At 71.9% G+C, this 13,910-nt stretch carries 1 protein-coding gene (running past one end of the window); it reads left to right on the top strand.

From position 1 onward, the window contains the following. Positions 1 to 13,910, top strand: the 3' portion of a protein-coding gene (locus tag WMF17_RS21530) for a type I polyketide synthase (protein ID WP_437651001.1). Its footprint begins 13,804 nt before the window's first position; the window shows 13,910 of its 27,714 coding nt (coding positions 13,805-27,714); its start codon lies off the left edge, out of view; it ends in the stop codon at positions 13,908 to 13,910.

Genomic DNA, 13,910 nt, shown 5'->3' with positions numbered 1-13,910 from the left:
TCGTGTTCCCCGGCCAGGGGAGCCAGTGGCCGGGGATGGGCCGGGCGCTGCTGGAGCAGAGCGCGGCGTTCGCGGAGGCGGTGCAGGCGTGCGATGAGGCGCTGCGGCCGTGGACGGGCTGGTCTGTGCTGTCGGTGCTGCGCGGAGAAGGCGGGGAGGAGCAGCCGTCGCTGGAGCGGGTGGACGTGGTGCAGCCAGCGCTGTTCGCGATGTGCGTGGGCCTGGCCGCGGCGTGGCGTTCGCTGGGGGTCGAGCCTGCGGCGGTGGTGGGCCACAGCCAGGGCGAGGTGTCGGCGGCGGTGGTGTGCGGAGCGCTGTCGCTGGCGGAGGGAGCGCGGGTCGTGGCGCTGCGCAGCCAGGCGGTGCGGCAGCGGTCGGGGTCAGGGGCGATGATGCTGGTCGAGCGGCCGGTGTCGGAGGTGCAGCAGCGCATCGAGCGGTACGGCGACGCGCTGGCGATAGCGGCGGTGAACACGTCGAGCTCGACGGTGATGTCGGGGGACGTGGAGGCGGTGGACGGGCTGATGGCGGAGCTGACGGCAGAAGGTGTGTTCTGCCGGAAGGTCAATGTCGACTACGCGTCGCACAGCGCGCACATGGATGCGCTGCTGCCCGAGCTGGGGGCGAAGCTGTCGTCGCTCAGGCCGAAGGCGACGGAGATCCCGTTTTACTCGACGGTGACAGGAGAGGTGTCGCGCGGCGAGGGGCTGGACGGCGAGTACTGGTGCCGCAACCTTCGGCAGACGGTGCGGCTGGACCGAGCGCTGGCGAAGCTGCTGGAGGACGGCCACGGGGTGTTCGTGGAGGTGAGCGCGCACCCGGTGCTGGCGATGCCGCTGACGACGGCGTGCGCGGAGGCGCAGGGCGTGGTGGTGGGGAGCCTGCAGCGCGACGAAGGTGGGGTGTCGCAGCTGTACAGGACGCTGGGGCAACTGCACGTGCAGGGGCACGAGGTGGACTGGTCGCGGGTGCTGTCGGGCCGTGGCGGCCGGCCCGTGGAGCTGCCGACGTACGCGTTTCAGCGGCAGCGCTACTGGCTGGAGGCGCCGAGGGGGCGCGGTGACGTGAGCTCGGCGGGCCTGAAGGCGGCCGGCCATCCGCTGCTCGGCGCCGCGATGAAGCTGGCCGACGGCGAGGGGCACCTGTTCACAGGGCGGCTGTCGCTGGCGGAGCATGCGTGGCTCCGGGATCATAAGGTGTTTGGCAAGGTGGTGTTTCCGGGCACGGGCATGCTGGAGCTGGCGCTGGCGGTGGGGCGCGCGGTGGGCAGCCGGTCGCTGTCGGAGCTCACGCTCGCCGAGCCGCTGGTGCTGGCCGAGGAGGGCGCGGCGCGGCTGCAGGTGATGATCGGAATGCCGGACACGGCGGGCCGGCGCGAGGTCGGGCTGTACAGCCAGCCCGAGCAGGCCCCGGAGGACGCCCCGTGGGTGCAGCACGCCATGGGGGTGTTGACGGACGAGACCCCCGGCGTTCCTGACGAGCTCGACGAGCTGTCGACGTGGCCTGTGCCGGGCGCGGAGGCGGTGGACCTGTCCGGGTTTTACGAGCGGCTGCGTGAGCGCGGGCTCCACTACGGCCCGGCGTTCCAGGGGCTCGTGGAGCTGTGGCGCGAAGGCACGAGGCTTTACGGCCGGGTGGTGCTGCCAGGAACCGAGAAGGACAGCGCGGAGGCGTATGGCCTGCATCCCGTCCTGATGGATGCAGCACTGCAGGTGCTTGGCGCAGCCGGCGAGGGGCATTGGGAGGCGGACGCGTTGTTGATGCCCTTCTCCTGGGCAGACGTCGCGACGCATGCCACGGGGCCGAGCGAGCTTCGGGTGCGCCTGGAGCTCAAAGAGGCAGACGGCTCCACTCAGGCAACGGCATCTCTGTGCGCTGCGGATGCCGCGGGCCAGCCGGTGGCGAACGTCGGTGCTTTACGTTTGCGCCGTGTGACGGCCGAGCAATTGAGGGCGGTCACCCGCACCGATGAGCAGCACCTGTACCGGGTGAGTTTCCAGCCCGTGAGCCTCGCGCAAGTCCCCCTGGAGGCGGGCTCGCTGGTGGTCCTCGGTGCAGCGGAGGGACGAGGGCAGCTGGCCGAAGCCCTGGGGGCGGAGGCGATTGCCGATCTCGATGCATTGCGCGCCTGGATCGAGCGGGGCGCGCCAACGCCTGTGCGGGTGGTGATCGACACGAACGCTGCCAGCTCACCGCGCTCGGACGTGGCGGGGTCGTCGCACGAGGCGACGCGACAGGCGCTTTCGCTGTTGCAAGCGTGGTTGTCGGAGCCGCGGCTCGACGCTGTCGAGCTGGTGTGGGTGACCCGGGACGCGGTCAGCGCGGCTCCGGACGATGCTGTCGAGGACCTGGCGCACGCGCCGCTGTGGGGGCTCGTTCGCACGGCGCGCAGCGAGCACCCCGAGCGCCAGCTGCGCTTGATCGACGTCGGGACCGAGCCCGTGGACGCTGGGCTGCTGGCGCGGGCGCTGGCGACGGTGGCGGAGCCGGAGCTCTCGCTGCGCGGCGGCGCGGCGCTGGCCGCGCGCCTGGTGCGCGCACAGGCGGCAACGGAAGAGCTCACCCGAGCCCGCGGGCTGGACCCCGCGGGTACCGTGCTGGTGACCGGAGCCATGGGCGGCCTGGGGCAGGCGGTGACACTCCACCTGGTGCGCGCGCACCGGGTGCGGCACCTTGTGCTGACGTCGCGCCGCGGGCTGGAGGCGCCCGGGGCACGCGAGCTCGTGCGGTCGCTCGAGGAGCTCGGCGCCGAGACCGTGTCGATGGTGGCGTGCGATGTGTCGAAGCGGGAGGAGGTCGCGCGCGTGCTGGCCGGCATCGACGCGGCGCGCCCGCTGAGCGCGGTGCTGCACCTGGCCGGCGTGGTCCATGATGGCGTGATTCAGACGCAGACGGCCGAGCGCCTCTCGCGGGTGCTGGCGCCGAAGGTGGACGGGGCGTTGCACCTGCACGAGCTGACGCGGGAGCTCGAGCTCGCGGCGTTCGTGCTGTTCTCGTCGGCGGCCGGTACGTTGGGCACGGCGGGCCAGGGCAATTACGCGGCGGCGAACACGTTCCTCGACGCGCTCGCGGCGCACCGCCGCGGCCGCGGGCTCGCGGCGACGAGCCTCGCCTGGGGTGTCTGGACACCGGCCGGTGGTGGCATGGCGGCACAGCTGGGAGCCGCGGAGCTGGCACGGTTCAGTCGCTACGGGGTCGTGTCGATGTCAGTGGAAGAGGGGCTTTCGCTGCTGGACGCCGCGCTTTTGCGCCCTGAAGCGAGCCTGGTCCCTGTGCACCTGGATCTCGCGCAGCTGCAGCGTGGGCTGGAGGCCAACGGCGAGCTGCCGGCGCTGTTTCGGGCGCTGTTGCGCCCCAGCCTGCGCAAGGCGTCCTCGGCAACGAGGCGAGACGCCTCGGCGCTCCGCGAGCGCCTCTCGGCGCTGCCGGAGGCGGAGCGGCTGAATGCGCTCGTCGAGCTGGTGCGGGGCGAGGTCGCCGCGGTGCTCGGGCTCCAGCGCAGCGAGGCTGTGGGGGCAGAGCAGGTGCTGAAGGGCCTCGGGCTCGACTCGTTGATGGCGGTGGAGCTGCGCAACCGCCTCGCCGCCCGGACGGAGACGTCCTTGCCGGCGACGCTGGTCTTCGACTACCCGACGCCGCGGGCCATCGCGGAGTTGCTCCTGAAGCAGGCCTTTTCGGGCCTGCAGGTGACGGAAGTCCGCAGGGGGGCGCGTCGTCGCGCGAGAGAAGACGAGGCGGTGGCGATCGTGTCGATGGCGTGCCGGCTGCCGGGGGGCGTCGAGACGCCGGAAGACTACTGGCGCCTCTTGGCCGAGGGGAAAGACGCGATCGAGGGCCTCCCTGCGCGCTGGGACGGGCTTTCGGTCTACGACCCCGATCCGGAGGCCGCGGGCAAGAGCTACGCGCGCGAGGGTGGGTTCCTGCGGGACATCGACCTGTTCGACGCGGACTTCTTCGGGATATCGCCGCGCGAGGCGCAGTCGATGGATCCCCAGCAGCGGCTTGTGCTGGAGACGGCGTGGGAGGCCTTGGAGCGGGCCGGCGGGCGCCCGTCGGCGCTAAGCGGGAGCGCCACCGGGGTGTATCTGGGGGCCGCGGGTTCGGACTATGGCGCTTACCAGGGGGGCGGGCTGGAGGCGCTGGACGGGTACCGGGGCACCGGGAGCGCGGCGAGCGTGCTTTCAGGCCGCGTGGCGTACGTGCTCGGGCTTCAGGGCCCAGCGATCACGGTGGACACGGCGTGCTCGTCGTCGCTTGTGTCGCTGCACCTGGCGTGCACGGCGCTGCGTCAGGGCGAATGCGACCTGGCGCTGGCCGGCGGGGTGACGGTGATGAGCACCCCCGCGTTGTTCGTGGAGTTCAGCCGGCTCAAGGGGATGGCCCGCGACGGCCGTTGCAAGAGCTTCTCCGGGCAGGCGGACGGCGCGGGCTGGTCGGAGGGGTGCGGGATCCTGGTGCTGAAGCGGCTCTCGGACGCGCGGCGCGACGGGGACCGTGTGCTGGCGGTGGTCCGTGGGTCAGCGGTGAACCAGGACGGTCGCAGCCAGGGCCTGACGGCGCCGAACGGCCCCGCGCAACAGCGGGTGATTGAACAGGCGCTGTCGTCGTGCGGGCTGTCGCCGGAGGACATCGACGCGGTGGAGGCGCATGGGACGGGCACGAGCCTCGGAGATCCGATCGAGGCCGGAGCGCTTGCGGAGGTGTTCGGGCCTGGGCGCAAGGCCGAGCGACCGCTGTACCTGGGCTCGTCGAAGTCGAACCTCGGTCACGCGCAGGCTGCGGCGGGCGTGGCGGGTGTGATCAAGATGGTGCTGTCGATGCAGCACGAGGTGCTGCCGAGGACGTTGCACGCGGAGCAGCCGAGCCCGCACGTTGCGTGGGAGGGGAGCGGGCTGTCATTGCTGCAAGAGGCGCGTCGGTGGCCGCGCAACGGCCGGGCGCGCCGCGCGGGCGTGTCGTCGTTCGGCATCAGCGGGACGAACGCGCATGTCATCCTCGAAGAGGCGCCGTTGGAGGCGGTGCGCAAGCCGTTGGAGGCGGTGCGCGAGCCGGCGGCGGCGGAGGCGGCAGAGGGTGTTGCGATGCCGCTGGTGCTGTCGGGGCGAGACGAGGCCTCGGTGGCGGCGCAGGCGGAGCGCTGGGCGACGTGGCTGGGCGAGCACGGGGAGGTGCGTTGGTCGGACGTGGTGAGGACGGCGGCGCTGCACCGGACGCACTTTGCCTCGCGCGCGTCGGTGCAGGCGGGGAGCGTATCGGAGGCGGTGGAAGGGCTGAGGGCGCTGTCGGAGGGTCGAGCTTCTGCCGGGGTGGTGCGCGGGACGGGAGGGCGCGGCGGGAAGCTGGCGGTGCTGTTCACGGGGCAGGGTAGCCAGCGGGCGGGGATGGGGAAGAGTCTTTACGAATCATACCCTGTGTTCCGCGCGGCGTTCGACGAGGTGTGCGAGGCGCTGGACGCGCAGCTCGACCGTGGGTTGAGAGAGGTGGTGTTCGCGGAAGCGGGCAGCGAGCAGGGAGCGCTGCTGGAGCGGACGGAGTACACGCAGCCCGGGCTGTTCGCGCTGGAGGTGGCGCTGTACCGGCAGTGGGAGGCGTGGGGAGTGAGGCCCGCGGCGCTGCTGGGGCACTCGATAGGAGAGCTGAGCGCGGGGCACGTGTCGGGTGTGCTGAGCCTCGTGGACGCGGCGAGGCTCGTGTGCGCGCGAGGCCGGCTGATGCAGAGGTGCCAGGCGGACGGAGCGATGATGTCGGTGGAAGCGTCGGAGCCGGAGGTGCAGGGGGCGCTGTCGGCGATGGGGCTGGAGGGCGTGCTCGGGATCGCGGGGCTCAACGGTCCGAGCCAGACGGTGCTGAGCGGGGACGAAGCGGCGGTGCTGGAGGTGGGGAGTCGGTTCGAGGCGCAGGGCCGGCGCACGCGGCGTCTGCGCGTGTCGCACGCGTTCCACAGCCCGCACATGGACGGGATGCTGGAAGAGTACGGGAGGGTGGCGCGCGAGTGCGAGTATGGGAGGCCGCAGTTGCCCGTGGTGAGCAGCGTGACGGGCGAGCTGTGGAGCGCGCAGGAGCTGAGGTCACCCGAGTACTGGGTGAGGCAGGCGCGCGAGGCGGTGAGGTTCTTCGACGGGATGCGGACGCTGGCGGCGGCGGGGGTGAGCACGTACGTCGAGTGCGGTCCGGATGGCGTGCTGTGCGCGCTGGGGGCGGGGTGCCTGCCGGAGGGAGCGGAGGCGACGTTTGTGGCGAGCCTGCGGCGAGAGCAGGAGGAAGAGCGCGCGCTGGCGACGGCGCTGGGGACGGTGCACGTGCAAGGGCACGAGGTGGACTGGGCCCAGGTGCTGTCGGGCCGTGGCGGCCGGCCCGTGGAGCTGCCGACGTACGCGTTTCAGCGGCAGCGCTACTGGCTGGAGGCGCCCAAGACGACGGCGGCAGAGGTGAATGCCTCGTGGCCGGAGCGTGCGTTGTGGAACGCGGTGCAGGAAGGCGAAGGCGTTGCCGAGCTGCTGGAGCTGCCTGACGACGTGCGCGAGAGCGTCGGGCCGCTGCTGCCGTACCTTGCGGCGTGGCGCCGGAGAAAGGACGCAGAAGCCGCGGTGTCTGGCTGGTTGTACGAGGAGGCGTGGCAAAGGGAAGCCAGCGCTGCCAGGGGTAAGCCGGACGTGAGGGGCAGATGGCTGCTGGTGTCATCTCCGCGTGCCGGAGGGCTGGCCGCGGCGGTGAGCGATGCGCTCGGAGCTGCGGGTGCAGAGGTGATCATCGAGCCGGCGACCGAAGAGCGAGCGCAGCTGGCGGCGACGTTGAGAGGGCTGGAGGGCGAGCTGCGTGGCGTCGTGGCGCTGAGCGGGCCTGGGGAGCAAGGTGCGCTGGAGGAAGGGCGAGGGCCTTCCGGAGTGTACCAGACGCTGGCGCTGGCGCAGGCGCTCGGCGACGCTGGGCTCGATGCGCGGCTCTGGGTGTTGACGCAGGGAGCGGTGAGCACGGAGGCAAGCGAAGGGGTGTCCGACCCTGCGCAGGCGCTGACGTGGGGGTTGGCGCGGGTGGTGGGGCTGGAGCACCCCGAGCGCTGGGGTGGACTGGTAGACCTGCCGGCGGAGGTGGACGCGGAAGCGGTGCAGCAGGTGCTGAGGACGCTCGTGGCCCAGGACAACGAGGACCAGGTGGCGGTGCGACGCGGTGGGCGTCTTGTGCGGCGCATCGTGCGGGTGAGTGGCGACGACGGCGGAGCGGGGTGGAAGCCGCGTGGCACGGTGCTCATCACGGGTGGAGTGGGAGGGCTCGGGAGCCATCTGGCTCGCTGGTTGGCGGAGCGGGGAGCAGAGCACCTGGTGCTGGCGTCACGCCGTGGCGCCGCGGCTGCGGGCGCGCGCGAGCTCCGGGAGGAGCTTGAGGGGCGGGGCGTGCGCGTGACGCTTGCGGCGTGCGATGTGTCGGAGCGAGCGCAGGTCGAGGCGCTGGTGAGGCAGCTTGAGCAGGATGAAGCGCCGCTGAGCGCGGTGGCGCATCTGGCGGGGATAGGCCGCCGCGTGCCGGTGCGAGAGCTCGCGCCCGAGATGCTGGCGCAGGAGCTCGCGGCGAAGGTGAAGGGAGCATGGCACCTGCAGGCGCTGCTGGCAGAGCGCGAGCTGGATGCGTTCGTGCTTTATGGCAGCGTCGCTGGGCTGTGGGGCTCTGGGACGCAGGCCGCGTACGGCGCGGCGAACGCAGGGCTCGACGCGCTCGCGCGCTACCGGCGTGCCCGGGGGCAGACGGCGACGGTGCTGCACTGGGGTCCGTGGTCCGGAGGCGGGATGGTGAGCGACGAGGACGAGTCGCAGCTCCGGAGCCGCGGGCTGGTGGCGATGTCGCCGGACAAGGCGCTTTGCGCGCTGGAGGTTGGGCTGCGGCGCACATCGGTGGCGATCGCGGACGTGGACTGGTCGCGCTTCGCGCCGCTGTTCTGCGCGGCGCGGCCGAGGCCGCTGCTGTACGGGATCGAGCAAGCGCGCCAGGCGCTGGAGGGCCGGACACCGCAGCAGGCCGCGGGCGGAGCGGGGGACAAGGCGCTGCGGGAGATGCTGCTCGGCCTGCCGGGGGTGGAGCGGAGCGAGCGGCTGCGCGAGCTCGTGGCGAGCGAGACGGCGGCGGTGCTGGGCGTGAAGGACCCGAGCGGGCTGGACCCGGAGCGAGGCTTTCTGGACCTCGGGCTGGACTCGCTGATGGCGGTGGAGCTGTCGAAGCGGCTGCAGCAGCGGACGGGGGTGTCGGTCACAAGGACGTTGATCTTCGATTATCCGACGCAAGGAGAGGTAACGCGCTGGCTGCTGGAGCAGCTGATGCCGCCGGAGCGATCGGCGGCGGACGAGCGCGGCGTGAGCCGTGGACCGGAGCGGAGCGCGCCGATAGCGATCGTGGGAGTGGGGCTGCGCATGCCGGGCGGTGCGAACGACCTGGAGAGCCTCTGGCAGGTGCTCGTGGAGGGGCGGGATACGCTAAGGCCGATCCCGACCGACCGTTTCGACGTGGAGGCGATGTACGATCCTGACCCCGAGGCCAAGGGCAAGACGTATGTGAGGCATGCCTCGCTGCTGGACGACGTGGCATCGTTTGATGCGGGGTTCTTCGGGATAAGCCCGCGCGAGGCGGAGCCGATGGATCCGCAGCACCGGCTGCTGCTGGAGACTGCGTGGAGCGCGCTGGAGGACGCGGGAGTGCGTCCAGACCAGCTGAAGGGCTCGGACACGGCGGTGTTCGTGGGCGTGGCGCCGAGCGAGTATGCGAGCCATCGCGGCAAGAGCGCGAACGAAGATGCGTATGCGCTGACGGGGACCGCGCTGAGCTTCTCAGCGGGGCGTGTGGCATATCATCTCGGGCTGCAAGGCCCGGCGGTGTCGGTCGATACGGCGTGCAGCTCGTCGCTGGTGGCGCTGCACCTGGCGTGCGACGCGTTGAGGCGCGGCGATTGCGAGGTGGCGCTGGCGGCCGGCGTGCAGGTGCTCGCGAACCCGGCGGGGTTTGTGTTGCTGTCGCGCACGCGTGCGGTCTCGCCCGACGGACGGTGCAAGACGTTCTCGCAGGCGGCTGATGGCTACGGCCGTGGCGAGGGTGTCGGGGTGGTGGTGCTGATGCGGCTTTCGGACGCACAGGCGCAGGGGATGCGGGTGCTGGGCGTGGTGCGGGGCACGGCGGTCAATCAGGACGGCGCGAGCAGCGGGATCACGGCGCCGAACGGCACGGCCCAGCAGAAGGTGATGCGCGCTGCGCTCCGGAACGCGGGGCTGGAGGCGTCGAGCATCGATGTGGTCGAGTGCCACGGCACGGGCACGGCGCTGGGCGATCCGATCGAGGTGCAAGCGCTCGGCGCGGTGTACGGGCAAGGCAGGGAGGCGACTCGCCCGCTGTGGCTTGGAGCAGTCAAGAGCAACATCGGTCACCTGGAGTCGGCCGCCGGCATCGCCGGAGTGTGCAAGATCCTGGCGGCGTTTCGGCATGAGGCCCTGCCGGCGACGTTGCACAGCACGCCGCGCAACCCCCAGATCTCCTGGGAGAGTCTGCCGGTGCAGGTGGTCGACCGCCTGACCGGCTGGCCTCGACGCGCAGACGGCCTCCCCCGCTTTGCGGGCGTGTCGTCGTTCGGCATCAGCGGGACGAACGCACATGTCATCCTCGAAGAGGCGCCGTTGGAGGCGGTGCGCGAGCCGGCGGCGGCGGAGGCGGCAGAGGGTGTTGCGATGCCGCTGGTGCTGTCGGGGCGAGACGAGGCCTCGGTGGCGGCGCAGGCGGAGCGCTGGGCGACGTGGCTGGGCGAGCACGGGGAGGTGCGTTGGTCGGACGTGGTGAGGACGGCGGCGCTGCACCGGACGCACTTTGCCTCGCGCGCGTCGGTGCAGGCGGGGAGCGTATCGGAGGCGGTGGAAGGGCTGAGGGCGCTGTCGGAGGGTCGAGCTTCTGCCGGGGTGGTGCGCGGGACGGGAGGGCGCGGCGGGAAGCTGGCGGTGCTGTTCACGGGGCAGGGTAGCCAGCGGGCGGGGATGGGGAAGAGTCTTTACGAATCATACCCTGTGTTCCGCGCGGCGTTCGACGAGGTGTGCGAGGCGCTGGACGCGCAGCTCGACCGTGGGTTGAGAGAGGTGGTGTTCGCGGAAGCGGGCAGCGAGCAGGGAGCGCTGCTGGAGCGGACGGAGTACACGCAGCCCGGGCTGTTCGCGCTGGAGGTGGCGCTGTACCGGCAGTGGGAGGCGTGGGGAGTGAGGCCCGCGGCGCTGCTGGGGCACTCGATAGGAGAGCTGAGCGCGGGGCACGTGTCGGGTGTGCTGAGCCTCGTGGACGCGGCGAGGCTCGTGTGCGCGCGAGGCCGGCTGATGCAGAGGTGCCAGGCGGACGGAGCGATGATGTCGGTGGAAGCGTCGGAGCCGGAGGTGCAGGGGGCGCTGTCGGCGATGGGGCTGGAGGGCGTACTCGGGATCGCGGGGCTCAACGGTCCGAGCCAGACGGTGCTGAGCGGGGACGAAGCGGCGGTGCTGGAGGTGGGGAGTCGGTTCGAGGCGCAGGGCCGGCGCGCGCGGCGTCTGCGCGTGTCGCACGCGTTCCACAGCCCGCACATGGACGGGATGCTGGAAGAGTACGGGAGGGTGGCGCGCGAGTGCGAGTATGGGAGGCCGCAGTTGCCCGTGGTGAGCAGCGTGACGGGCGAGCTGTGGAGCGCGCAGGAGCTGAGGTCACCCGAGTACTGGGTGAGGCAGGCGCGCGAGGCGGTGAGGTTCTTCGACGGGATGCGGACGCTGGCGGCGGCGGGGGTGAGCACGTACGTCGAGTGCGGTCCGGATGGCGTGCTGTGCGCGCTGGGGGCGGGGTGCCTGCCGGAGGGAGCGGAGGCGACGTTTGTGGCGAGCCTGCGGCGAGAGCAGGAGGAAGAGCGCGCGCTGGCGACGGCGCTGGGGACGGTGCACGTGCAAGGGCACGAGGTGGACTGGAAGCGGGTGCTGTCGGGCCGTGGCGGTCGGTCCGTGGAGCTGCCGACGTACGCGTTTCAGCGGCAGCGCTACTGGCTGGAGGCGCCGAGGGGGCGCGGTGACGTGAGCTCGGCGGGCCTGAAGGCGGCCGGCCATCCGCTGCTCGGCGCCGCGATGAAGCTGGCCGACGGCGAGGGGCACCTGTTCACAGGGCGGCTGTCGCTGGCGGAGCATGCGTGGCTCCGGGATCATAAGGTGTTTGGCAAGGTGGTGTTTCCGGGCACGGGCATGCTGGAGCTGGCGCTGGCGGTGGGGCGCGCGGTGGGCAGCCGAGCGCTGTCGGAGCTGGTTCTGGCCGAGCCGCTGGTGCTGGCCGAGGAGGGCGCGGCGCGGCTGCAGCTTTCGGTCGGAGCGCCGGACGCGGCGGGCCGGCGCGAGGTCGGGCTGTACAGCCAGTCCGAGCAGGCCCCGGAGGACGCCCCGTGGGTGCAGCACGCCACGGGGGCGTTGACGGACGAGACGCCCGGCGCTCCTGGCGAGCTCGACGAGCTGTCGACGTGGCCTGTGCCGGGCGCGGAGGAGGTGGACCTGTCCGGGTTTTACGAGCGGCTGCGTGAGCATGGGCTCGACTATGGTCCGGCCTTCCAGGGCCTCGTGGAGCTATGGCGTCAAGGCACGAGGCTTTACGGCCGGGTGGTGTTGCCCGAGAGCGCGAGGGCCAGCGCCGAGGCGTATGGGGTGCACCCGGCGCTGATGGATGCCGCGCTGCATACGATGGTCGCAGTTTTCTCTCAGACGTCAGGGCCAGACGGCGTGTTGTTGCCGTTCGCCTGGTCGGACGTGGTGCTGCACGCGACGGGGGCGAGCGAGCTTCGGATCCGGGTGGAGATGCAGGAACAAAGCGCACAGCAGCCAGCGGCTTCGCTGTACGTCGCTGACTCCACGGGGCAGGCCGTGGCGAGCATCGGCGCTCTACGTCTGCGCCGGGCGACGGCCGAGCAGCTGCGGACAGCCGTTCACGCTGGTGGCCAACCTATGTATCAGGTGAGCTTCCAGCCTGTGGACCTCGCGGCACCTCCCTTGGGGACGGGCTCGCTGGTGGTCCTCGGTGCACCGGAGGGAGGAGCGCGACTGGCCGAAGCCCTGGGGGCGGAGGCGCTCGCAGGCCTCGATGAACTGCTCGCACGCCTCGAAGAGAGCGCGAGCGCGCCTGCGCGGGTGGTGGTCGACGTCACCGCCCCGAGCCCGAGCCTGTTGGACGTGGCGGGGTCGTCGCACGAGGCGACGCGGCAGGCGCTGTCGCTGCTGCAAGCGTGGCTGTCGGAGCCGCGGCTCGAGGGGGTCGAGCTGGTCTGGGTGACGCGGGACGCGGTGGGCGCGGCGCCGGACGACGCCGTCGAGGACCTGGCGCGCGCGCCGCTGTGGGGGCTCGTTCGCGCGGCGCGAAGCGAGCACCCCGAGCGCCGGCTGCGCCTGATCGATGTCGGGGCCGAGCGCGTGGACGCTGGGCTGCTGGCGCGGGCGCTGGCGACGACGGCGGAGCCGGAGCTTTCGCTGCGCGGCGGCGCGGCGCTGGCCGCGCGCCTTGTGCGCGCACAGGCTGCAACGGAAGAGCTCACCCGAGGAGCCCGCGGGCTGGACCCCGCGAGCACGGTGCTGGTGACCGGCGGGACAGGGGAGCTGGGTCAGGCGGTCGCGGCGCACCTGGTGCGCGCGCACGGGGTGCGGCACCTTGTGCTGACGTCGCGCCGCGGGCTGGAGGCGCCCGGGGCACGCGAGCTTGTGCGGTCGCTCGAGGAGCTCGGCGCCGAGACGGTGACGGTGGCTGCGTGCGACGTGTCGAAGCGGGGGGAGGTCGCGCGCGTGCTGGCCGGCATCGACGCGGCGCGGCCGCTGAACGCGGTGCTGCACCTGGCCGGCGTGCTCGACGACGGCGTCCTCGCCGCCCAGACGGCCGAGCGCCTCTCGCGGGTGCTGGCGCCGAAGGTGGACGGGGCGCTGCACCTGCACGAGCTGACGCGGGAGCTCGATCTCGCGGCGTTCGTGCTGTTCTCGTCGGTGGCCGGTACGTTTGGCACGGCGGGCCAGAGCAACTACGCGGCGGCGAACACGTTCCTCGACGCGCTCGCGGCGCACCGTCGCGGCCGCGGGCTCGCGGCGACGAGCCTGGCGTGGGGGTTGTGGGCGCAAGCGGGCGTGGGGATGACAGCGCACCTGGGCGAGGCCGAGCTGTCGCGCATCAGGCGCGCAGGGCTCGTGCCGATGTCGGTCGACGAGGGCCTCGCTCTGCTGGACGCCGCGCTCTCACGCCCTGAAGCGAGCCTGGTCCCTGTGCACCTGGATCTCGCGCAGCTGCAGCGTGGGCTGGAGGCCAGCGGCGAGCTGCCCGCGCTGCTTCGCGCGCTGGTGCGCCCCGGGCTGCGCAAGGCGTCCTCTGCCGCGAGGAAGGAGGCGTCGACGCTCCGCGAGCGCCTCTCGGCGCTGCCGGAGGCGGAGCGGCTGAACGCGCTCGTCGAGCTGGTGCGGGCCGAGGTCGCTGCGGTGCTCGGGCTTCAGCGCGGCGACGCGATTCCTACGGCCCAGCCCTTGAGGGAGCTCGGAATGGATTCGCTCATGGCCGTCGAAATCCGTAACCGGCTCGCCTTGCTGGTTGGAAGCAACTTGCCGGCCACTTTGCTCTTCGATCACCCATCTGCCACCCACATCGCGAAGTTCCTCCTGTCAAAGTTCGGAAACGGTGAGCGCCGGCATTTGCTGCGTACAGCGGACTCCATGTCCGACGAGGAAATTCGCGCGTTCATGCTCAGCCTCTCCGTCAGTCTCGTGCGTCGTTCAGGCTTCCTCCCCAAGCTCTTGGAGCTGCATGGGCCGTCCGAAAGTTCAGTCGAGGTGCCGGTTCCCATTTCCGATTTCGAAGATCTCGCCGACGAGCAGCTGGCCTTGCAAGCCCTGCAAATGATTTCGAACTCAGAGGATCTCCATGAATAG

This window comes from Sorangium sp. So ce362 (assembly GCF_051519845.1).
Classification (GTDB): Bacteria; Myxococcota_A; Polyangia; order Polyangiales; family Polyangiaceae; genus Sorangium.
The sequence above is the reverse complement of the archived record's forward strand: the minus strand, read 5'-3'. Positions and strand labels throughout refer to the sequence as shown.